We start from the raw sequence: 23858 nt of genomic DNA, 5'->3' as shown, positions 1-23858 counted from the left end.
AGCCGGAAAGGCAGAAAGTTGGCAAGTCCGAAAGATTCGAGTAAAAGCCCCGGAATTTTCCAGGGCTTTTTTATCAGTCATCATTATTCGGATAGTTCCTTTTTGACTTTGCCCGTTTTTTAAGTTCATCAACAGTGATAGTGATTAAACGGCCAACAGGTTTATCACCTTTGTATGTAATTACGCGCAACATATAGGCATCCGTTGGTACTAATAATGGTGCAGTGTATTTCGGATAGAACTGGTCAGGGAACGAATTATCAAATGTATAATGAATATCCAGCCCTTTTACCTCGGTCGATAATTCTACTTCTGTCTTAGTGGTGTCAGCTCCAATTTTTGCTGTAAAGATTGGGTCGTACACGCTTGGCGCATATTTGGTTTGCGCTACATCAAAGCGGTCAAAGTGCTTTTCAACACGGCTAGCAAAGTCATCAAAATTACGAACCGATTTGGGCGACCAAACCGCTTCAGCAATAGCAAAAGCACGGGGCCAGGTCATGTATTCGAGGTGACGGGTATTATACACCTGTTCGGTCCATAAGTTTGCCTGTCCTCCAATGATCAGTTTAGAATCAACGCTATCAGGTGCTGGATCAAATTGGTAAGCTTTGTTCAGGCGAAGAGTTGAATAAACACGCGGCTCAATTGCAGGGTCTCCGTTCATGTAATCCAGGTAAGCAAAAGTGGTCGGACTCATTACCACCTCATGGCCCATCTTTGCAGCCTGAATACCGCCTTTCATACCCCTCCAGCTCATCACTATGGCATCAGGTGCAAGCCCGCCTTCCAAGATCTCGTCCCAGCCCATAAACTTTTTGCCTTTTGATTCTACGATCTTCTCAATACGTTTTTCAAAATAACTTTGTACTTCTTCCTGGGTTTTTAGGTTTTCTTTTTGCATCAGTGCTTTAATCGCATCGCTTTGCTCCCAGAAATTTTTGGCACACTCATCGCCACCCATATGGATATAACCGAATGGAAATAGTTGAGCTACTTCGGTTAATACTTTATCCAGGAAATCGTAAACCTTTTCATTCGCAGGGCACAACGTATTATCTATACCTGCTTTAATGCCGTCTTTGCTGAAGTTCATAAAGTGCTCTCCCGATCTTACCTGGTATTTATCAGCTCCCGGGGTACAGGATAATTCCGGATAAGCAACTACAGCTGCCAAACTATGGCCCGGTACGTCAATTTCAGGAAGGATATCTACAAACCTATCCTTTGCATATTGTACTATTTCTTTTATGTCCTTTTGTGTATAAAAGCCCCCGTAGTCGCGCGGTTCGTCAGGTCCCGGTGGAGAGAAGTTGCCAAAATAACCTACTTTTTTTACGTTATAAGCACCAACTGTAGTTAAGCGTGGTAAGCTTTTGATTTCTATTCTCCAGCCTTCATCATCGGTTAGGTGTAAATGCAACAAATTCATTTTGTACTTCACCATGTTGTCGATGTATTGTTCAACCTCGGCCTTGGTAAAGAAGTGACGGGCCACATCAAACATCAAGCCTCTCCATTTAAAACGCGGATAGTCGGTAATCTCCACACAGGGCGCCATCCAGCTTACATTGGCCACATATTTATTGCTTACGATTTCTTTAGGGAATAATTGAACTAAAGTTTGAGCCCCATAGAACAAACCTGCTGGTCCATTGGCCTTTATGAAAATACCCTTAGGGGTTACTGCCAGGTTATAGCCTTCTTTACCTAAGGCATCATCAGCTTTCTTATTTAATATGAGTTTGATGGTGGCTGCTTGTGCATTACTTAAAACAACAACCTTTGAGCCTGTTGGCACTGAAAAACGCTCACGAAGTGTAGCAATAATCTGTTTCATCTCAGGTCCGGTAGCCGTTTCGATAATAACTCTTTTGGGTAAAGTAAACTCACCTTCTTTTTGAGTGAGCGATACAGGCTCCGGAATGATGGCAATATTGCCATCCCTGTTGCTTTGGCCGAATGAATGCAAAGCAATAAAGCTTAAGCATAGCAATCCTAAAAGTTTCTTCATTTGGAAATAATTTTTTTGAAAAGATTTTATAGTTGGGATTTACTTCGCAAATTAATGTTTTAGAGGGAGAAACCAAATATTTTATATAAGTGTAACAATCTTTTTAAAATTATTTCAAATCTTCTACCTGGCCTTTCCCATGGCATATTTGATACCGCCTAAAAGGTGATTCAAATACAATGGATCAGAATAAGACTCATCGGTGTGCCCTAATTCTGTATAGAATGCCCTGCCGCCATCATACTCATGATACCAGGCCATAGGGTGGTTATCGCCATTTTCACCGCCGGTATAACTCTTTTCATCTATGGTGATGAGTACATGCAGGCCTTTGGCGATGTATTTATAGTTATACCATTCGTCAAAGCGTTTCCATTCTGCGGGTAGGTGCTTAGTTGCGATAAAGTCACGGTCAATTACATGTAGTGTTGCTTCTTGTTGTTTTGGATGACTTTTAAAATAAGCTCCTACCAAATCGCCATACCATGGCCAGTCATATTCAGTGTCAGTTGCAGCATGCACACCTACAAAGCCCCCGCCTGAACGAATATATTGCTGAAAAGCTTTCTGCTGCTCATCATTCAATACATCGCCTGTTGTGCTCAGGAAAATCACAGCTGCATATTGCTTTAGGTTAGCTGCTGTGAATTTGGCAGAATTAGTGGTGGTGTCTACATCAAAATTGTTCTCTTGTCCTAATTTAATAATAGCAGGTACACCTACTGCAATAGAGTTATGGTGAAAGCCGGCTGTTTTAGCAAAGACCAATATTTTAGGTTTAGCTAATAATTTACTGTAGGGAAGCTGCACCAGAATCAGTAGAATGGCGCAAGCTTTTAAATAATATACTATAGTTTTCATAACATTGATTTATAATCGTTTAAACAAAGCCGAAATCGAACATCCGAAATCAAATATTTCCTTTTTTCAATTCATCGGCGGCAAAATTTGCGGCACGGGCAGTCATAGCCATATAAGTTAACGATGGGTTCTGACATGCCGATGAAGTCATCATAGCGCCGTCAGTAACAAATACGTTTTTAGCGTCCCAAACCTGATTATGCATGTTGAGTACCGATGTTTTTGGATCGCGGCCCATACGAGCGGTTCCCATCTCATGGATACCGTCGCCTACATGGTGGCCGAAATCATGCGATTTTACATCCTTTACCCCTGCTGCTTCCAGCATCGCTTTGGCTTCAGATACAATGTCTTTGCGCATCTTTTTCTCATTGTCTTTGATTTCAGCATCCATCGCTAACACTGGTAAACCCCATTTATCTTTTTTATTGTGATCCAATGTGATCTTGTTTTCATGATATGGCAGCAATTCGCCAAAACCGCCAATGCCCATCGTCCATTGCCCTGGTTCGCTTAACTCATCTTTGAACTTCGCACCAATACTTAGTTCAGCAACATTACGGCTCCATCCTTCGCGACTCGCACCGCCCTGATAACCAAAGCCACGAAGATAATCCCGCTTATCACCAAACAGGTTAGTAAACCGGGGTATATAGATTCCGTTCGGCCTTCTGCCAAAGTAATATTTATCCTCGTAACCTTCAACCTTGCCTGATGCGCCCAAATTATAATGGTGATCCATAATGTTATGACCTAATTCTCCGCTGCTGCTGCCTAATCCATCGGGCCAAACATCAGTTGCTGAATTCATCAAAACCCAGGCACTGTTCAAAGCTGAGGCATTAACAAATACTATTTTTGCGTGATATTGATAGGTTTGATTGGTTTCTGCATCTAATATTTCTACTCCGGTAGCTTTTTGGGTATTCTGATCATACAATATTTTGGTAACAATGGAGAACGGTCTTACCGTCAGGTTGCCCGTTTTCATAGCTGCGGGTAACGTGGACGATTGTGTACTGAAATATCCTCCAAAAGGACAACCTTCCCAGCAACGGTTACGGAACTGGCATTGCGTACGACCGGGTATAGGCGCTGTTAAATTAGCTGACCGACCGATGATCATATGCCGGGTATTGTTATAGTGTTTTTTTATTCTGTCTGCTACATCCTTTTCAACACAGTTCATTTGCATAGCTGGTAGAAAATGCCCATCCGGTAGTTGTTCTAATCCTTCCAATGAACCATTTACGCCAATAAACTTTTCTACATGATCATACCAGGGGGCAATATCTTTATATCGAATAGGCCAGTCGATGGCCCAGCCATCTTTCAGATTTGCTTCGAAGTCAAGATCACTCCAACGATAGCTTTGACGCCCCCAAAGTATAGACCTGCCGCCTAACTGATACGAGCGCCACCAATTGAAAGGCTTTATTTCGGTATAAGGAGCGTCCGCGTCATCGGCCCAGTAGTTAACGTTTCCTTCATTAAGCCCCCATGCCCTTGCCACTATAGCGTGGTGTTTTTTTTGCTGCTGGGTAACATGCCCGCGGTGTTCAAAATCCCAGGGATTGTTAGTAGCGGTTTTATAATCCTTGATGTGCTCAAAATTCCGGCCACGTTCCAGCATAATGGTTTTTAAGCCACGTTCGGTAAGTTCTTTGGCAGCCCAGCCGCCGCTGATACCCGACCCTATTACGATCGCATCATAAGTATTTTTTGCCTGTGCCTTATTGTTGACATTAACGGAATCTATCGGCATATTTGAAAAAAATGTTTTAAAGTGGTTTTATTTGTTTGAATCTCTGATTTTAATCTGTAAAATCCTTTAATTGTGTAATTCTTTTATTTTGATATTCCTGTAATTTACTTCAAAACCATGATCCTGCAATAAAAGATGCCCCTGTTTAGCTTCGCCGAAGTTTTTCCAGATCACATATTTGCTGATCTTCACCAGGTCTTCAAATTCTTTGGATCCACGCTCATATTCCAGCACTTTTACTCCATTCAGGTAATGTTCAACATGATTATTTGGAAAAACGATAATCCTGCCAGTGTTCCACGCGCCAATGGGGCGTACAAATCGATCCTGTTTTTTTGCAGGGATCAGATCGTATAAGGAAGCTAATGTTCGGTCGCCATTACGTCCCAATTTGGCGTCAGGGTGCACTTTATCATCCAGCACCTGGTATTCCAAACCTATAGCCGATTGTCCGTGTGTATCTTCCTGCAGCGTTACGAAATATTTTACACCACTGTTTGCACCTGTACTCATCTTAAAATCAAACGACAGATCAAATGCACTGAATTGTTCTTTGGTGACGATATCACCTACATTGGCAGCCTCACCGCCTGCTGAGCCTAAAATGGTCATTGTTCCATCGCGTACTACCCATCCGTTGGACTTAGTAGGGAAACTTGTTGAGGTTGCCCCTCTCCATCCGGCATTGGTTTTGCCGTCAAACAGCAAGCGCCAGCCTTCTTTTTTCTCATAATCAGTTAGATGATTGGATACATAGTCAACAACATAAACGCCTGAAGGGAATGGTTTTGGTTTAAGCCTAGCTGTTTGTATTTTGATGTTTTTAAAGTAGATGTGTTTGCCTGCCTGGCCTTCGTTGCTGATACCATGTACCTGCAGGCCTATAAAGCCTTTGCTGTCCACCGTATCCACCATATAAGCTGTGGCTACACCATTAACCCATGTTTTGATGGAATTCCCGATACATTCAATACGATAATGGTTCCACTCGCCTACTTTAAAGGCATCTTTTGCTTTGGCGTTTAGGTCCATTGGATACAGCCAGTCACGCCGGCCTTCATCATAGATGCCGCCGCTCCATTTACGGTCTGATGGGTCAACCTCAACCTGGCGGCCATATACTTTCCCTGCACCATCATTGCCTTTCGGATCGTAATGACTACGTGTTTGCACACCGGAATTGGTTTCATTGTTTTCAACCTTAATATCGATCTCCAGTATAAAATCGCCATATTCCTTATCTGTCACCAGGAATGAATTGGGCGAATGAGCTACCGTAGTTCCTACAATCACACCATTCTCAACAGTATATGTAGCCTTCCCTGTAGCTTGTTTCCAGCCTTTAAGAGTTTTACCGTCAAAAAGGTTTGTCCAGCCAGCCTGCGCGTAGCATGATAGCGAAAGCCCTGATAACAGAGCTGTTAGAATTAAATATTGCTGTTTTTTCATGTTAGAATTTGGATAAATATTATTACGCTAGTTTCGGTTCCCAGCCTGCTTGGTAAGTGCGGCCCCATAATTTCATGGCTTCAGTACTATTGGTGATATAACCATTCTTTGGATCACAGTTCAATGTAATACCTGTGCGTTGTGAGATATTTGCCAAATGACACAAAAGCACACTTTTTGATGCTTCGTCTACTGGCGAAGTCAATTCATTCTCCCCGCGAACAGCACCCACAAAGTTTTTAAAATGATAAAAATCCAGATTGCCGTTGGCGCTAACGGTATTGTTCGGGTCAGCAGCTACTTCTGATTTTACTTCTTTCAGTACCTTATTCTTGATATCCAGTATTTTGTAGTCACCGCCACCTAAGTTAACCAGACTGCCTTTGGAACCATAAATAATAAACCCGCGACTGCTACCTTCAACCGGGAAGTTATTGCAACTGCGACTTTCCCATGTAATAGAGCATTTATCTCCGAATTCGAAATTGGCTACCTGGGTGTCCGGCGTTTGCCAGTCGTCTTTATAAGCATATCTTCCGCCAGATGAGTTCACTTTAGTAGGATAATCAACCCCTAAGAACCAGCGGCAGCAATCAATTTCGTGCGTACCGTTGTTGCAAGCCTCGCCTGTTCCCCAGTTCCAGAACCAGTGCCAGTTATAATGTACCAAATTATCCTGGTAAGGTTTGCGAGGCGCAGGTCCCTGCCATAGTTCAAAATCAAGGGTTGAAGGTACCGGTATTTGTTTTCCTATGCCTATAGATTGACGGTTGTTGGTGTACCAGGCTTTAGCAAAATAGGCATCACCAATTGCACCTTCTCTTACCTGTTTAACGGCGTCGATCAGAGAAGGCATAGAGCGGCGCTGGTTACCCATTTGTATATGTTTGCCATATTTATGCAAAGCTTGGGATATTAATTCTCCTTCATGCGCATTTTGCCCGCATGGTTTTTCTACATATACATGCTTGCCATGTGATGCACCTAAAATTGCTGCGGGTGTATGCCAGTGATCGGGAGCAGCCACTACAAGGGCATCAAAATCCTTCTTTTCAACCAGCTTACGGATGTCGTGTACCAGTTCAGGTTTTCGGGGTGCATTTTTAAGCGCATCATAGCCTTTTTTTATAGCGCCGTCTTCCACATCGCAGATGTAGCCGACTTCAACATTAGGCAGCTGTGCGAAGCTGCTTGCCAGATAATTCCCTCTGCTGTTTACCCCCATTACGCCTAATACTACTTTGTTGCTCGGCGCATTTTTACCAAATACCGGGAAATTAAGTATAGTAAGACCTGCCGTAGCCAGCGAGGCATCCCTGATGAATTTTCTGCGATGCATAATTAGATGTTTTAAATTGGTTTTTAAATGTAGGGATAAATGTGTTAAACCGATTCCAATCTTTCAAAAATGTAACGAAGTTGTTATAACTCTGTTTGCCGCGGCCTGTACAAAACTTATCTTTACAGCCTTTACTTTTAACAATGCTTCGCATCAGCCAACTATTCATCTATCCAGTAAAATCATTAGGGGGAATTGCTTTAGATAAAGCTTTGGTAACCGACAGGGGCTTTCAATATGACCGCCGCTGGATGCTGGTTGACCACAATAACCGTTTTATTTCTCAACGCGATGTCCACCAAATGGCATTGCTCAAACCGGCATTAACAGACAAAGGCATAAAGATCACTCATTCGGTTAAGCAATCGTCGTGTACCATTCCTTTTGATGCTGTTAAAAACGAATTTGCAGAAGTTACGATATGGGATGATACCTGTCGCGGGCAGTTTGTAGGTAACGAAGCTGATGAATGGTTCAGTAGCATGCTTGAGATACCATGCCGGTTAGTATTTATGCCTGATGACACCTACCGCATCACGGATCAGCGATATACCTCAGAAGATAGCATCACTTCGTTTTCAGATGCTTATCCATTCTTACTAATTGGTCAATCTTCCCTGGATGATTTGAACAGCAAATTGGCAGAAGTATTGCCTATGAGCCGTTTCCGCCCAAATATTGTATTTACCGGAGGCGAACCATACCAGGAAGATGCGATGCATACTTTCATAATTGGCGATATTATTTTTTATGGTGTAAAACTTTGCGCTCGTTGCGTAATGACCACCATTGACCAGGAAAATGGCCTTGCTGGTAAAGAACCTTTAAAAACGCTGGCACGTTACCGTCTGAAAGACAAAAAGATCATGTTCGGACAAAATCTTGCACATAATGGTTTAGGGGAGATTAAAATCGGGGATGAATTGCAGATAATTAAATTAAACTACCAAGACAGGTTTTTAGTTGGGGTATAGCAATCGTTTAACGAGAAAATTAAATTATAAATTAATTTTTTTGAAAGTCATTAAGAGTAAATTTAATACGCTAACAATCAGCATGTTTTAGTATTTTATCTAAACAGGAATCCACTCCTTGCTTTATCCAAAAAAGCCCCTGAAATAATCAAAAACGCAGATTTTTGCAACCATAGCCTTCTGTTTTTCGTTATAAAGCCCAAATTAAATTGCTTATATGAAATCAATAGAAAACTTATTTGATGCTGTATTGAATGCTGTGGGCGCATATGTTAACAATAATAATATTTTCAAGAAAAGAAAGAAGGCCCCTTTTAACCCCAAACTGGCATTAGGCTTTAATTTTATCCAAAGTAGGTAATCCACCTTCCCATATAATCACAATTTTGAATTCTTAATATCATCATTTTACACGTTTCCTAATTAGCGTGTTATGATGATATTTTTATTTTTTACGGGCTGATTTGTAAATTGGCTTAATGAAACCGACTATAACTATTGAATATTGTCCAAAATGCCATTGGCTGTTGCGCGCAGCATATATGGCCCAGGAATTGTTAACTACCTTCTCTGATGAACTTTATGCCGTTACGCTGCAACCCAGTGAAACCGGGGGGCACTACAGTATTCGGATAAATGATGCCGTTATTTATGACCATAAAGAATGGGCGCGTTTCCCTGAAATAAAAGAAATAAAGCAATTAGTGCGAGATATAGTGAATCCTGCAAAAAGTCTTGGACATTCTGATAAAAAATAAATACTATATTTACTTTAAATAGTACGTACAGCCGACCAATTATATAGACATAATATATTTACCTATCTTTGTAAGTTTTAATATTATTAAATGCTATCGAAAAAAACGAAATATGCCATTAAGGCCCTGGTAGTGCTGGGAAAGAATGTCGATAAACCACCAATGCAAATCTCCAAAATCGCGGAAGAGGAACGGATTCCTAAAAAATTCCTTGAACAGATATTGCTGGACTTACGTAATGCCGGGTTCCTTTACAGTAAAAAGGGCGCCGGAGGTGGTTATAGCTTAAATAAAGATCCAAAAGATATTTACCTGGTAAGCATCATGCGTATTACCGATGGGCCTATTGCGATGGTGCCTTGTGCCAGCCTCAACTTTTATCATAAATGCGATGAGTGCAAGCAGGAAACCACGTGTGGCATCCGTGATGTGTTTATTGATGTGCGAGATGCAACGCTTAAAATTCTGTCGGAAACTAGTATAGCCGATGTAATAGCCAGAGAAAATACGCTGATCAAAGTTTGAAGCTCTCCGTTAGAAATTTACTGTAATACAAAGGGTATATTTTTCCCCAATTGAGTATTGGTTAAAACTATGCCTTTAATTATTTACTTAGCCCTAGAGGATTTTTTTACTTTTTCTTCTGAATAATTTAAAAAAATAGTTTCCCGAGTTTTTCTATTGAGAAAAAAACGGGCATTGTATTTACTTGAATTTCAATTGTATACAGAGTAACGCAAAATGTCTGATTTGATTCGCGAGTATCTAAAATTCAATCACTTGCGTATACCGATTCTCAAACTAAACTTTGGCGCAGATTTGGTACGTTTAAAAACGGCTTTGTATGTAATTTTACTGTAAAAGAAATAATATTACTAAAAAATGCTACCATTTCCGTATACTATATATATATTTGGGGTTCAAACTAAGAGATAAATATTAATTTAATTATTAGAAGATATGCAAAGCTTCAGAACTGAACTGGAAAATCCGGTTGTGGAGAAGGATATTATCGATCTGGAAAAGAAGATCAGAGCTTTCCGTGAAGGTAAGATACATGATGAAAAGTTTAGGAGCTTGCGTCTGGCCCGCGGCGTTTATGGTCAGCGCCAGCCCGGTGTGCAAATGGTTCGTATCAAATTACCTTTTGGTAAAGTTACGTTTAAACAACTGCTGCGCATTGCTGACGTATCTGATGAGTATGCGAGCCATAACCTGCACTTAACCACACGCCAGGATATTCAAATACATTATGTTAGTTTGGACCGTACACCTCAACTTTGGGCCGAACTGGCGCAGGACGATATCACCCTGCGTGAAGCATGCGGCAATACCGTAAGAAATGTGACTGCCTCTCCTACTGCGGGTATTGATCCGAAAGAGCCGTTTGATGTTTCGCCTTATGCTCATGCTGCGTTTGAATTCTTTCTGCGCAATCCTATCTGTCAGGAAATGGGCCGTAAGTTTAAGATTTCCTTTTCGTCAAGCGATGAGGATACCGCATTTTCATATGTACATGATATTGGCGCTATCCCTAAAATAAATGATAAAGGTGAGCGTGGCTTTAAAATATTGCTTGGTGGGGGTTTAGGTGCTCAGCCTATTTTGGCAAGCATTGTTGAAGAATTTTTGCCCGAAGATCAATTGATTCCTTATATCGAATCAGTTATCCGTGTTTTTGACCGTTATGGCGAACGCAATAACCGTAATAAAGCACGGCTAAAATATGTGATCCAGAAATTAGGCCTGGAAGAAGTATTAAGACTGGTAAAAGAGGAAAGAATTGCTAACAAAGTAAAAACCTACCCTATTAACCGTGATGTGCTAGACATGCCGGTTATACCCGAGCCTTTAATCATTCCTGAGGCAAAGATGGACAACCCATTGCGTTACGAACAATGGTTGGCAACCAATGTATTTGAACAAAAGCAGCAAGGCTTTTATGGCGTATATGTAAAGGTCCCTGTTGGCGATATCCATACAGATGTAGCGAGAAAGTTTGTTGAGGCCATCCGCCCTTATGTGGCAGATGAGTTACGTATTACCCAAAATCAGGGCTTGCTGTTAAAATATGTAAGAAAAGAAGCATTGCCGGCTTTATATGCGGGTTTAACCGCTTTGGATATGTCAGCCCCCGGTTTTGACAGCGTAGCCGATGTGACTACTTGCCCAGGTACCGATACGTGTAACCTGGGTATTTCCAATAGTATGACCTTTGCCCGTGTCCTGGAAGATATCATCTATAATGAATATGAAGATCTGATCTTCAACCGCGATATCAAGATCAAAATAAGCGGCTGTATGAACTCTTGTGGTCAGCATGGTTTGGCCCATATTGGTTTCCATGGCAGCTCACTTAAAGCCGGTTTGAAGGTGTTACCATCGATGCAGGTTTTGTTGGGTGGCGGTACAGTTGGCGATGGAATTGGTCGTGCTGCTGAAAAGATCATCAAAGTTCCTGCTAAAAGGGCTGATGTTGTATTAAGAACCGTTTTGGACGATTACAAGCAAAATTCAATAGAAGACGAGCTTTTCCACCATTATTACGACAGACAGGGAAAAGACTATTTCTACCAGATGTTAAAACCACTGGCTGATCTGTCAACCCTGAAAGATGATGAGTTTGTAGACTGGGGGCATGAAGAAACTTTCGTCCCAGCTATTGGTGTTGGTGAGTGTGCTGGCGTAGTGATCGATTTGGTTGCTACATTATTATACGAAGCTGATGAGAAATCAGGCTGGGCAAATGAATCATTTGCAAATGGTGCCTGGGCCGATACTATTTATCATTCCTACAATGTATTCATCAGCTCAGCAAAGGCATTGTTGTTGGATAAAAATATCAATGTTGGTACCCAAATTGGCATCATTAATGAATTCGACAAGCAATATATAGCCACTGGAGAATTTAATTTTGACGGTACGTTTAGTGACACGGTATTGCAGATTAACAAAAATGAACCTTCTGAAGAATTTGCGACAGCTTACCGCAAACAGGCTGAAGCATTTTTAGCAAATGTTAAAGCAAAAAGAGAGGCATTGGTGCAATCATGATAGATATAAAAAAAGAAATTAAGGAACCACGTATTACTCTGGTTGGTGCAGGCCCCGGCGACGCCGAACTGATTACCATAAAAGGTATAAAAGCACTTAAAACCGCAGACGTGGTGCTTTATGATGCTTTGGTAAACGAAGAATTGCTTGACTTTGCGCCGGAGCATGCAACTAAGGTTTATGTAGGTAAACGTTCGGGAGATCATTCTTTTTCACAAGATGCGATCAATAAATTAATGATTGATTATGCCTTGAATTATGGCCATGTTGTGCGTTTAAAAGGCGGCGACCCGTTTGTATTCGGCCGTGGTTATGAAGAGTTGGATCATGCGGCTTCTTACAGCATCCACACAGAAGTAATTCCCGGCATATCAAGTTCAATTGGTGTTCCAGGATTACAGCATATCCCGGTTACTCATCGCGGTATGAGCGAAAGCTTTTGGGTAGTAACGGGTACAAAAGCCGACGGCAATATATCAAATGATCTTTATGAGGCGGCTCGTACCAGGGCGACTGTTGTTGTTTTGATGGGCCTGCATAAACTGAGCGAAATTGCCGAAATATTCAAAAAAGAAGGTAAACAACGCATGCCTGTAGCTGTAATTCAAAGCGGTTCGACCGAAAATGAAAAAGTAGCCATTGGCATTATAGATACTATTACAGAGATTGTTGAGGAGAAAAAGATCACCTCGCCTGCTTTAATTGTCATTGGCGAAGTGGTGTCTTTACATCCACAGTTTCAGCCTATCAGGGAATTTTATGGCATTATCTCCCAGGAATAACGGTACACCTACCATTCAGACAGAAAAAACCGAAGGCAATCAGCTTTTTCCGGTTTTTTTAAAGCTGAATAATTTGCATACGGTTCTGATCGGTGCGGGCAATGTTGGTTTGGAAAAACTGACCGCCCTGCTTGGTAATAGTCCAAAGGCAAAGGTGACTATTATTGCCAAAGAGTTTGTACCCGGTGTACGTGCTTTGGCAGGAGAATATGAAGGCATAAGCATTTCGCAAAAAGCATTTGTAGATACTGACCTTGATGACGCGGATATAGTTATAGCTGCAACAAACGATAATCAACTTAATGAGTATATCAGAAGCTCAGCACACGAGCGTAAATTATTGGTGAATATAGCTGATAAACCTGATCTGTGCGATTTTTATCTCGGCTCGATTGTTCAGAAGGGCGACCTGAAAGTAGCCATATCTACTAATGGTAAATCCCCTACAGTTGCCAAGCGATTAAGAGAAGTATTGGATGAGGCAATTCCCGGAGAGCTGGATATTACGCTGCAACAAATGAACGAGTTGAGAAACTCGCTTTCAGGTGATTTCGCTTATAAAGTAAAAGTGCTGAATGATGTTACTTCGGTATTGGTTGAGAAAAAAACTCAGGGTAATAAGAACTTAATTTGGCTATTATGGGGCGCACTGGTTTTTGCTATCGTAGTAACCATCTTTACTTTATGGAATAAGGATCCCGATTTTAGAACTTACGTTGAGGGCATCAACCCCATTTTTTACTATTTCCTGGGTGCAGGTTTTGTGTTTGCAATGATTGATGGGGCCATTGGCATGTCTTACGGTGTTACTTCGACTACTTTCTCTTTATCAATGGGCATTACACCCGCAACAGCAAGTATGGGTGTGCATCTTTCTGAAATATTAAGCAATGGCATAGCGGGCTGGATGCATTACCGGATGGGCAACATCAACTGGAAATTGTTTAAGATGCTGCTCATTCCCGGTATCATAGGTGCGATGCTAGGGGCTACCATATTGTCTTCATTAGAACATTATAGTGCTTATACCAAACCATTTGTATCGTTGTATACCTTAATATTAGGTATCATTATATTCAGAAAGGGTTTAAAAACCGGGCAAAAAAGAACAACAGCCAAAATTAAAAGAATTGGTCTGTTAGGTTTTGGTGGTGGTTTTATTGATGCAGTTGGAGGTGGTGGCTGGGGGTCAATCGTTTTATCAACCCTTATTGCTGGCGGGCGTCATCCACGTTTTTCTTTAGGGACTGTTAAATTATCACGCTTTTTTATTGCGCTGATGAGCTCGTTAACATTCATCTGGTTTTTGGGCAGCGCTCGTTGGGAAGCGGTTTCCGGTCTGGTAATAGGCAGTGCGTTGGCTTCTCCTATTGCGGCTAAGATTTCAAATAAAATATCGGCTAAAGCTATTATGATGGCTGTAGCTATAATCGTAATATTAATAAGTATAAGAGCGATTCTTAAATTCTTGGGAGTTCACGTTTTATGATAAGCGAGTTAGAAGATATAAAGCAACAAATTCAAGGTCTTGACCCAGTGGCAGCACTATCATTACTGGCAAACAGGTTTGCCGGACAGATCGTGTTTTCTACAAGTTTCGGCTGGGAAGACCAGGTGATCACGCACATGATTTTTACCAATGATCTGCCTATCAAGGTATTTACATTAGAGACAGGTCGCCTTTTTCCTGAAACTTATTATGTGTGGAACCGTACTATGGAAATGTACGAGAAACCTATACATGCTTATTATCCTAATAATGAGTTGCTGGAGAAGATGGTCAACACAAAAGGGCCGAGTAGCTTTTACGAATCTGTTGAGAACCGTAAAGAATGCTGCGGTATTCGTAAAGTTGAACCCCTGAAGCGTGCCCTTGCAGGCAATAAATGTTGGGTAACTGGCATTCGTGCCGAACAGTCAGTCAATCGACATGACATGCACAATCTGGAATGGGACGAACAAAATAATTTGATTAAATTTCACCCGATTTACGATTGGACCCTCGATCAGGTAAAAGAATATATCAGGATACATAACGTACCCTATAACACGCTACACGACAGAGGCTTTCCGAGTATCGGGTGCCAACCTTGCACAAGGGCAGTTCAACCCGGAGAAGATTTCAGGGCAGGCCGTTGGTGGTGGGAAGATCAGTCGAAAAAAGAATGCGGATTACACGAGGTGCATAAATAAGTTTGAATTACATAATTAATGAGTAAGCAGCAGTTGGATTATTTAGATGAATTAGAGGCGGAAGCCATCCATATCTTGCGGGAGGTAGCCGGGCAATTTGAAAAGCCCGCCCTGCTTTTTTCGGGAGGTAAAGATTCTATCACTTTAGTAAGGTTGGCCGAAAAGGCTTTTCGTCCGGGAAAATTTCCGTTCCCGTTGGTACATATTGATACCGGGCATAATTTTGAAGAAACCATTATCTATCGCGACAATATGATCAAACGTATCGGCGAAAAGCTGATCGTCGGTTATGTTCAGGATGACATTGATAATGGCCGCGTAGTAGAGCAAAAAGGTAAAAACGCCAGCCGTAATCAGTTACAAACTGTTACGCTGTTAAATACGATTGCAAAGCACCAGTTTGATGCCTGCATAGGTGGCGCACGCCGTGATGAGGAAAAAGCACGGGCAAAAGAACGTATCTTTTCGGTACGTGATGAATTTGGTCAGTGGGATCCTAAACGTCAGCGCCCGGAGCTTTGGAATATCTATAACGGTAAGATACATAAAGGCGAAAACGTTCGCGTATTCCCAATCAGTAACTGGACAGAGTTAGATGTGTGGAACTATATTCGTAGGGAAAAAATTGAATTACCCACTATCTATTTTGCCCACGAACGTGATGTGATCACCCGCAATGGTCAGTTAATGGCTGCCTCTCCATTCCTGAATATGGATGATGAGGATGTGGTGGAGCGCCGTAATGTACGTTTCCGCACCGTTGGCGATATGACCTGTACAGCTGCTGTAGAGTCATACGCATTTGAGATAGATAATATTATTGATGAAATAAGCGCCTCCCGTGTTAGCGAACGCGGTGCTCGTATGGACGATAAAGTGAGTGAAGCCGCAATGGAAGACCGCAAGAAAGGGGGCTACTTTTAATATGAATATTCTAAAATTTTTAACTGCAGGCAGTGTTGACGATGGTAAAAGCACCCTTATAGGCCGCCTGCTTTATGATAGCGGCGCTATATTGGTTGACCAGTTAGAGGCGCTTCAACGCTCAAACCGTAAAAATGATGATGGCACTATTGACCTGGCCATTTTAACCGACGGCTTGAAAGCGGAGCGCGAACAAGGTATAACTATCGACGTTGCCTACAAATACTTTCAGACAGACAAACGCAAATTCATTATAGCTGACACCCCGGGCCATATTCAGTACACCCGTAACATGGTTACCGGCGCTTCAAATGCTGGTTTGGCCATCATCCTGATCGATGCGCGAAAAGGCGTGATCGAGCAGACCATACGTCACTCCTTCCTGGTATCCCTGTTAGGCTTACCACAAGTGGTAGTATGTGTGAATAAGATGGATATGGTTGATTACGAAGAAGATGTTTTCAATAAGATCGTCAGCGATTACAAATCATTAGCGGCTAAGGTTGGATTGAAAAATGTAGCTTACATACCAGTTAGTGCGTTGAAAGGTGATAATATTGTCCATGCTTCCGAAAGAATGCCGTGGTTTAAGGGCAATAGTTTATTACCTTATTTGGAAACCGTTGAAATACCTGCCGATACCCTCACCGAGCATGCAAGGTTCCCGGTACAGTGGGTGATTCGTCCACAAACTGAAGAATTGCACGATTACCGTGGTTATGCAGGGCGAGTTTCAAGCGGCTCGTTCCGTGTGAATGACAAGGTAACAGTTTTACCATCGGGTTTTACATCAACTATCAGTAAAATTGAGCTGCTTGATTCAGAGCCAGAAGCTGCCATATCCGGTATGTCTGTAACCATTCATCTTGAAGACGAAATTGACATTAGTCGCGGTGATACATTGGTAAGTGCAAAAAACAAACCGCAGGTTTCACAGCAGATTGAAGCTGATCTGTGCTGGATGGATACTAAACCACTGGATACTACCCACACCTACTTTCTGCAGCATAACAGTAAATTAACACGTTGCCGCATACAGGAAATATTGTACAAGGTGAATATTAATACGTTGGAGCAGGAGTTTGATGAAGATTTCAAACTGAATGATATCGGCCGTATCGTTATCAAAACAGCCGATCCTTTAGCCTTTGATCTTTACCAGGACAATAAAGCAAATGGTGGCGCTATACTGATTGACAGTCGCACTAACGTAACCGTAGGTGCATTGATGTTCAGGGCAAATGCAGAATAAGCCAATTATATTCCACGACTAAATAAATCAATCAACTAAACTGGCTCCTTTATGGGGCCTTTTTTTCTTTTTGCCACTCCCAATTCGCAGAAGCGCCGGCAGGTGAATGCATGCAACATTAACGTTACATTAATTTCAATGAAACAATTTAACACCACTTTTGTAGTTGAACAATATTATTTGAAACCCAAATGAAAGGAGCGCTGGTTTTTAAAGTATTCTTTGCATTTGCAGCGCTGCTGTTTATTGCCAAGCCTTTTTTTGGTTTTGAGGTTTCCAATCGCCACTTTAAAATTCACATTTCGCACAATATCCTGGTCAAAAGCTTCTCTAAGCGAAAGCCCGAGAATCTGGAGGATGCCGATAAAAATGCAAAACAGATCCATCAGCGACTTGCAAATCCACTGATGGTACTGCTTTCCTCCATTTCACTTTTATTGCTTAACCTTTTTCCCGCTCTTTTTGACCCATTATCAAAATTAACGGCCAGAATATTATCTGATCTTCGCTTATCTCTATGGCCACCTGAAAGTGCCTATCTCCTGGCCGGCAAGCTCATTATTTGATATTTCCTAAAGTAACACATGATTACCCGCAGCATTCACCTGCGCGTATGCCTTATACTTTTTGAATTTATCAAATTAATGATCCAAAAAATGTCAAATATTCATAGAAGTCTGTTTGCGGTGTTTTTGCTGCTGCTATCTGTTGCAGCCAGCGCGCAGCAGTCTGTTTCATTAAAACAACTCTTAATACAAGTAGATAAAAGCGCCCCTACTTTAATAACGGATTCTTCAGCCATACGCATCAGGCAAGCGCAAGCGGCAGAGGTGCGCAATAACTGGCTGCCCAATTTGCGGTTGAACTACCAAGCTGATATCGGTACCAACAACAACGTTGCCGGTCCTTATTTCGGCTTCGGGATAATTCCATCTGACAGCCGGGGCGTTCGTACCGAAAGCAATGCCACAGCTGTATCAGCCAATGTTGGCGTAGCTGCATTAGATTGGGAAATATATAATTTCGGTGCATATGGCGCCCAAAACCGCGTAGCACAGTCGAATATACAGGTTGAGCAAAATAATTTCGCGCAATCAAAATATCAACTGGAAGCTTACGCCATCAGTAATTACCTTTTACTGATGAGCCTGCAGGATTATCAGCAAATTCAGGCACGAAACATTCAGCGTAACCAGGAAATCCTGCGTTCCATCGGTTCACTTACCCGCAGTGGTGTACGCCCGGGTGTCGATACCAGTATTGCCAATGCGGAGTTATCAAAGGCACGCTTGAATTATATCGAATTAAACAACCAGTTGCAGCAAGTACAATTGCGTCTGGCTACTGTGAGCGGTCTGCCTTATCAATCAATAGTAGCTGATACATTGGTGGAAGATCAGTTAATCCATTCACCTTATGGCCAGCTTAATACTGATACTGCCAATCATCCGCTCATTAATTATTATAAGTCACTGTATCAGAACAGCAAAGAACAGGAAGACCTGGTGAAAAAGCAATATAATCCAAAGATATTACTGGAGGGTGCTGCCTGGGGACGCGGATCAAGCGTAGATGCCAACGATCATTTTAACGGCCTTTCAACCGGCTGGGGTTTTCAGCGCGATAATTATTTGGTTGGATTAGGTATTTCCTATAACCTTTTCGACCTGCGTCGGAAACAGTTAAAAGTTCGCACCCAGAAAACCCAATCCGATTATTTCCAAAATAAACTGCAGGAGCAGAAGACCCTGCTCGCAGCTAATGCCAGCCAGGCATATGCAGAAATGCAAACGGCCCGTGAACGGTTAACCGAAATACCCCATCAGCTCAAAGCAGCCAATGATGGCTATCGTCAAAAGCTATCTCTGTATAAAAACGGGCTGACAGATATTATCGAGCTGGACGCCGCACTAAACATCCTTTATCGTGCCGAAACCGATTATGTACAGGCTAAATATGCTTATACCAATGCATTGTTTAACCAAGCCATTACCGACAACAAAGTAAACACCATATTAAACCTTTTAAAATAACTACAACTATGTCAATGGTCACATCCGCACTGAAAAGGCCGATCACTACGATAGTGATCACTGTAAGCCTTTTAATTTTTGCAGTGCTCCGTGCAATGAATATCCCGATAGATATATTCCCCAAGCTTAACCTTCCTACCATTTATGTGATCGAATCATACGGTGGTATGTCAGCACAGCAAATGGAAGGCTTTTTTGCCACCGGGCTACAAAACCAGTTCCTGTATGTAGACGGTGTAAAGAACATCAGCAGTAAAAGCATACAGGGCTTAACTATTATCAAAATATCATTTTATGAAACAACTAATATGGCCGAGGCGTCGGCACAGGTTGCTTTACAGGTGAGCCGTGCCCAGGGGTTCTTCCCTCCAGGCGCTTTGCCTCCCCAGGTAATACGTTATGACGCTTCCTCACTGCCCGTTGGTGAGTTGGTACTGGATAGTAAAAGCGAAAGTTTGAAAGACATCTACGATCTGGCTGCTACACGCATCAGGCCTATGTTTTCAACCATACCGGGCCTCTCCGCTCCTCCTCCATTTGGCTCCAACGCACGAACCATTGTTTTTAGCGTTGACCCTGACAAGCTGAGAAGCTTTAATCTCACACCTGACGAAGTGGTTGAAGCCCTGGCGAAATTTAATGTAATGTCACCATCGGGCAACTTGCGTGTGGGTAACACCATGTATTTGACTACAATGAATACTCTGGTTAAAAACGCTGAAAACTTTGGTAACATTCCAGTAATCACCAAAAATGGTGTACCCATTTATGTAAAAGATATAGCACGGGTAACCGATGCAACCGACGTAACTGTTGACTATGCTTTGATCAACGGCAAACGCTCGGTATATATACCTGTTGTAAAAACGGCATCGGCATCTACCTGGTCGGTAGTACAGGGTTTGAAAGGTAAACTGGCGGAAATGCAGAACCTGTTGCCAAGCGACGTGAAAATATCTTATGAGTTTGACCAGTCGGTGTTTGTAGTAAACGCAGTGAAGAGCTTGATGACTGAGGGTGGTCTTGGCGCTCTGCTGACGGGGTTAATGGTGTTGCTGTTTTTGCGCGACTGGCGAAGCAGTCTGATCGTAGTGATCACGATACCTGTATCAATCCTGATTGGCGTGTTATTATTGAGCCTCTTTGGTCAAACCATCAATATTATGACGTTGAGCGGTTTGGCTTTAGCCATAGGCATTCTGGTCGATCAGGCTACGGTAACGATAGAAAATATTCACCAGCACCTGGAAATGGGTAAATCCAAACGTAAAGCAATTTTCGATGCCTGTGAAGAAATATCATTTCCGCTGTTGCTCATCTTATTATGTATCCTGGCCGTATTTGCGCCTTCCTTTATGATGAACGGCGTGCCTAAGGCGATGTTCCTGCCGCTTTCGTTATCGATCGGTTTGACCATGATCGTTTCCTACGTGCTGGCACAAACCCTGGTACCAATTATGAGTAACTGGTTGATCAAGGCCGAACGCTACCAGCATTATCATCACGGCAAAATACACGCTCATGCTGGCGGAACATTCGATGAAACAGAGGAAGAACAGGTACAAATGCACCAACAACAGGAGGAAGAGCATCCAGAAGAAAACGACCTGTTCGAACGCGTTAAAATGCGCTTCATCGCGATCATCAAACACATGATGCCGCGCAAAAAATTCTATGTGCTTACCTACCTGATCGTTGTGATTGCCCTGGCGGCTACAGGTTTTGTGATAATTGGCAAGGACATGATGCCCAAACTCAATAACGGACAATTCCAGATACGGATAAAAGAACCACAGGGAACCAGGCTGGAACGCACAGAGGATAAGTTTAAAGAAGTACTCCGCATCATCAATCAAACGGTAAACAACCACGTGAAGATCACTTCCGGGTACATTGGTTTGGTACCGAGCAGTTTCGGCAGCAGTAACCTGTACGTATTTAATACAGGTACGCATGAAGCGGTTTTGCAGGTAAACCTGGATGAAGATTACCATATTAATATGGACGAATTGAAGGATGCTTTACGAAAAAATATTGCCCATGCTCTGCCTGAGATGACCATCACCTTTGAACCGATAGATATGACTGAAAAGATCATGAGTCTTGGGGCCAATACCCCGATTGAAGTGCAGGTAGCCGGAAAGGATCTTGATCAGATAAAAAACTATGGCTATAAGGTACTAGATAAATTGAAACAAATCCCTTATCTGCGTGATGTACAGATCAATCAGCCTTTAGATTACCCGGTAATTGCCATTACGCTCGACAGGTTGAAAGTGTCGCAATTGGGCTTGAATGTGAGCGATATTGCCCGGTCTGTTACTGCCAGTACCTCATCCAGCCGTTTTACTTTAAAAAACCTTTGGCTGGATGAGAAGAACGCCTACGCCTACCAGGTACAAGCCCAGGTGCCGGAATATGTGATGAATAATATGGATGAGTTGAAAGAAATCCCGCTTGTAAAAGGCAAAAGCAGCCCCACCCTCGCCGATGTAGCTACTTTTAAACTCACCACCGCACCCGCTGAGTACGACCGTGCGGGTCCTCGTCGCTTTATTACCATCAGCGCCAATATTTATAAAAAGGATTTAGGCACAGCTACTTCTGATGTGCAAAAAGCAGTAAAATCTATCGGCACGCCACCCAAAGGATTGATTGCAGAAGTTGGTGGTATGTCGGGTCTGCTGACCGAGACTTTGGGAAGTCTGCAAAATGGTTTGGGGTTTGCCATATTGGTTATATTCCTGTTGCTAGCCGCCAATTATCAATCGTTCAAGGTATCGCTTACTGTATTGGTGACCATCCCTGCAGTAATATTGGGATCGATCACTGCGTTGCTGATGACAGGCAGTACGTTAAATCTGCAATCCTATATGGGTATGATCATGTCGACCGGTGTGTCAGTTGCTAATGCGATCCTGATCGTAACCAATGCCGAGAATTTAAGACTGAAGTATAAAGATTCTACTAAAGCAGCAGTAACCAGTGCTTCTATCCGTTTAAGGCCTATTTTAATGACCAGTTTGGCAATGATCGCCGGTATGATCCCAATGGCTTCGGGTCTAGGCGAAGCCGGTGAGCAATCTGCTCCGCTGGGCCGTGCTGTAATTGGAGGACTGTTTGCTTCTACTTTTGCTGCATTATTCATACTACCAATGGTTTTTGCCTGGGTGCAGGAGAAAACCACTTATGATTCCCCGGCGCTGATGCCTGAACAATCAGCCGAATCCACCACTTTAAATATTCAACAACATGAAATATAGATCTTATTTATTAATAGCTGCAACTGCTTTAGTTGCAGCATGTACAAGCAGCGAAAAGCCTGTTGATTTAACTGAAAAATCCAACAAAAACACAGGTAAATATGAGTTTGGTACCGTATCGGAAAAAGCACTGTCAAGTTCAGCGAGCTTACCCGGACAATTAGTGCCTTTTAATGAAGTAAACCTTTTCCCGAAAGTAAATGGCTTTGTAAAACAGCTCTTTGTCGACCGCGGCTCGATAGTGAAAAAAGGTCAGTTGCTAATAATATTGGAAGCGCCTGAAATGGAAGCGCAATTGCAGTCTGCCAATTCACGATATATGCAAGCGCAAGAAAATGCCCAGGCCAGCAAGGAGAAATATGAGCGTTTAAAAGAGGCAGCTAAAGAGCCAGGTTCTGTGTCATCCTTAGATTTGGATAATGCCAGTTCCAAAATGAAAGCCGATCTGGCTATGGCGCAATCCGAGCAGTCGAATGTTGAGGCTGTGCGTACCATGCAAGGTTATCTACGCATCTACGCTCCTTTTGATGGAATGATCGTCCAGAGAAATGTTTCTCCGGGTGCTCTTGTTGCTCCAGGCAAGCAAACCGATCAGCCGATGCTCATCATACAGGATATTAACAAAATGCGCCTAACCGTGTACATTCCGGAGGATTATGTAGATAAGGTCGACTTAGCTCAACCGGTAAAATTCACCTTCAACGCCATGCCCGGACAGGAACATACCGCTAAAATCAGTCGTTCGGCTAATGCTTTAGGTAGTATGCGCCAGGAAGCAATTGAGATCGATGTAATCAACGAAAACGGAAAACTAAAACCGGGGATGTATGCCGAAGTTAAAATACCGATGGTATCGGGGGCAAAATCATTACAGGTACCCAATTCGGCTATTGTCAGGTCTACCGAAAAGGAATATGTGATAGCGATTCGTGATGGCAAAGCAAGTTTGGTAGGTATCAAAGAAGGCCTGGCCGGTAACGACTCAACCGAAATATTCGGCGATTTGAAACCAAATGATAAAATACTCCTTCACGGCTCCGACGAGATCAAACAAGGAGACTCTATACAATAAAATTTGAGGTTATTTTATTGGTGTAAGACCGGTAGTCGCTTTGATTATCGGTCTTTTTTTTGCGTTGCTCCCATACAAATAATAAAATTAATGGTCTGATAATCAATAAACTAAGACTTATTGTC

19 protein-coding genes are annotated in these 23858 nt (G+C 42.4%); 14 read left to right on the top strand and 5 right to left on the bottom strand.

Features of this window, described 5'->3' with window-relative positions; translation table 11 throughout:
• Positions 1 to 73: 73 nt before the first annotated feature.
• From Q3A68_RS03510 to Q3A68_RS03490, 5 genes are all read right to left on the bottom strand, one after another.
• A complete protein-coding gene (locus Q3A68_RS03510) occupies positions 74 to 2014 on the bottom strand; it encodes a beta-N-acetylhexosaminidase (protein ID WP_302899659.1) in 1941 nt (646 codons plus the stop codon).
• Between the two features lie 123 nt (positions 2015 to 2137).
• Positions 2138 to 2875, bottom strand: a complete 738-nt coding sequence (locus Q3A68_RS03505) for a ThuA domain-containing protein (RefSeq protein WP_302899658.1) — start codon at positions 2873 to 2875, stop codon at positions 2138 to 2140.
• Between the two features lie 49 nt (positions 2876 to 2924).
• Entirely contained in the window at positions 2925 to 4640 is a 1716-nt protein-coding gene (locus tag Q3A68_RS03500; protein WP_302899657.1) for a GMC oxidoreductase, read from the bottom strand.
• A gap of 66 nt (positions 4641 to 4706) precedes the next feature.
• A complete protein-coding gene (locus Q3A68_RS03495; protein ID WP_302899656.1) occupies positions 4707 to 6089 on the bottom strand; it encodes a 3-keto-disaccharide hydrolase in 1383 nt (460 codons plus the stop codon).
• 22 nt (positions 6090 to 6111) lie between these two features.
• Positions 6112 to 7428, bottom strand: coding sequence for a Gfo/Idh/MocA family protein (locus Q3A68_RS03490; RefSeq protein ID WP_302899655.1), 1317 nt, complete (start codon positions 7426 to 7428; stop codon positions 6112 to 6114).
• A gap of 143 nt (positions 7429 to 7571) precedes the next feature.
• Between Q3A68_RS03490 and Q3A68_RS03485 the strand changes: the two genes are divergently transcribed.
• The 14 genes from Q3A68_RS03485 (at position 7572) to Q3A68_RS03420 (ending at position 23733) form a co-directional block, all read left to right on the top strand.
• A complete protein-coding gene (locus tag Q3A68_RS03485) occupies positions 7572 to 8402 on the top strand; it encodes an MOSC domain-containing protein (protein ID WP_302899654.1) in 831 nt (276 codons plus the stop codon).
• Positions 8403 to 8619: 217 nt separating this feature from the next.
• The gene (locus Q3A68_RS03480) at positions 8620 to 8763 is read left to right on the top strand and encodes a hypothetical protein (protein ID WP_302899652.1); all 144 of its coding nucleotides are present in this window, start codon (positions 8620 to 8622) and stop codon (positions 8761 to 8763) included.
• A 118-nt stretch (positions 8764 to 8881) separates the two neighbouring features.
• A complete protein-coding gene (locus tag Q3A68_RS03475; RefSeq protein WP_302899651.1) occupies positions 8882 to 9160 on the top strand; it encodes an Rdx family protein in 279 nt (92 codons plus the stop codon).
• 90 nt (positions 9161 to 9250) lie between these two features.
• Positions 9251 to 9685 (top strand): RrF2 family transcriptional regulator, encoded by a 435-nt coding sequence (locus Q3A68_RS03470; RefSeq protein ID WP_302899650.1) that lies wholly within the window; start codon positions 9251 to 9253, stop codon positions 9683 to 9685.
• A 435-nt stretch (positions 9686 to 10120) separates the two neighbouring features.
• Positions 10121 to 12214: a nitrite reductase gene (locus Q3A68_RS03465; protein ID WP_302899649.1), complete on the top strand. Its 2094-nt coding sequence runs from the start codon at positions 10121 to 10123 to the stop codon at positions 12212 to 12214.
• Entirely contained in the window at positions 12211 to 12996 is a 786-nt protein-coding gene (gene cobA, locus Q3A68_RS03460; protein WP_302899648.1) for a uroporphyrinogen-III C-methyltransferase, read from the top strand. The genes Q3A68_RS03465 and cobA overlap by 4 nt, the downstream gene beginning before the upstream one ends.
• Complete coding sequence (locus Q3A68_RS03455; RefSeq protein WP_302899647.1) at positions 12974 to 14485, top strand: TSUP family transporter; 1512 nt, start codon at positions 12974 to 12976, stop codon at positions 14483 to 14485. Before cobA ends, Q3A68_RS03455 begins: the two co-directional genes overlap by 23 nt.
• Entirely contained in the window at positions 14482 to 15189 is a 708-nt protein-coding gene (locus Q3A68_RS03450; protein ID WP_302899646.1) for a phosphoadenylyl-sulfate reductase, read from the top strand. The genes Q3A68_RS03455 and Q3A68_RS03450 overlap by 4 nt, the downstream gene beginning before the upstream one ends.
• Positions 15190 to 15207: 18 nt before the next feature.
• Positions 15208 to 16113 carry a sulfate adenylyltransferase subunit CysD gene (gene cysD, locus Q3A68_RS03445; RefSeq protein ID WP_302899645.1) on the top strand — a complete coding sequence of 302 codons (906 nt, stop codon included), beginning with the start codon at positions 15208 to 15210 and terminating at the stop codon, positions 16111 to 16113.
• A gap of 1 nt (position 16114) precedes the next feature.
• The gene (locus Q3A68_RS03440; RefSeq protein WP_302899644.1) at positions 16115 to 17365 is read left to right on the top strand and encodes a sulfate adenylyltransferase subunit 1; all 1251 of its coding nucleotides are present in this window, start codon (positions 16115 to 16117) and stop codon (positions 17363 to 17365) included.
• 191 nt (positions 17366 to 17556) lie between these two features.
• On the top strand, positions 17557 to 17931 hold the full coding sequence (locus Q3A68_RS03435) for a hypothetical protein (protein ID WP_302899643.1): 375 nt from the start codon (positions 17557 to 17559) through the stop codon (positions 17929 to 17931).
• Positions 17932 to 18021: 90 nt separating this feature from the next.
• A complete protein-coding gene (locus Q3A68_RS03430; RefSeq protein WP_302899642.1) occupies positions 18022 to 19398 on the top strand; it encodes a TolC family protein in 1377 nt (458 codons plus the stop codon).
• Between the two features lie 14 nt (positions 19399 to 19412).
• Positions 19413 to 22661: an efflux RND transporter permease subunit gene (locus Q3A68_RS03425; protein WP_368045651.1), complete on the top strand. Its 3249-nt coding sequence runs from the start codon at positions 19413 to 19415 to the stop codon at positions 22659 to 22661.
• Positions 22651 to 23733 (top strand): efflux RND transporter periplasmic adaptor subunit, encoded by a 1083-nt coding sequence (locus tag Q3A68_RS03420; RefSeq protein ID WP_302899640.1) that lies wholly within the window; start codon positions 22651 to 22653, stop codon positions 23731 to 23733. The genes Q3A68_RS03425 and Q3A68_RS03420 overlap by 11 nt, the downstream gene beginning before the upstream one ends.
• Positions 23734 to 23858 lie beyond the last annotated feature (125 nt).

The sequence above is a fragment of the Mucilaginibacter tolerans genome, from assembly GCF_030519375.1.
Taxonomy (GTDB): Bacteria; Bacteroidota; Bacteroidia; order Sphingobacteriales; family Sphingobacteriaceae; genus Mucilaginibacter.
Note: the sequence above shows the minus strand (reverse complement) of the source record. Positions and strands in the feature narration are given on the sequence as shown.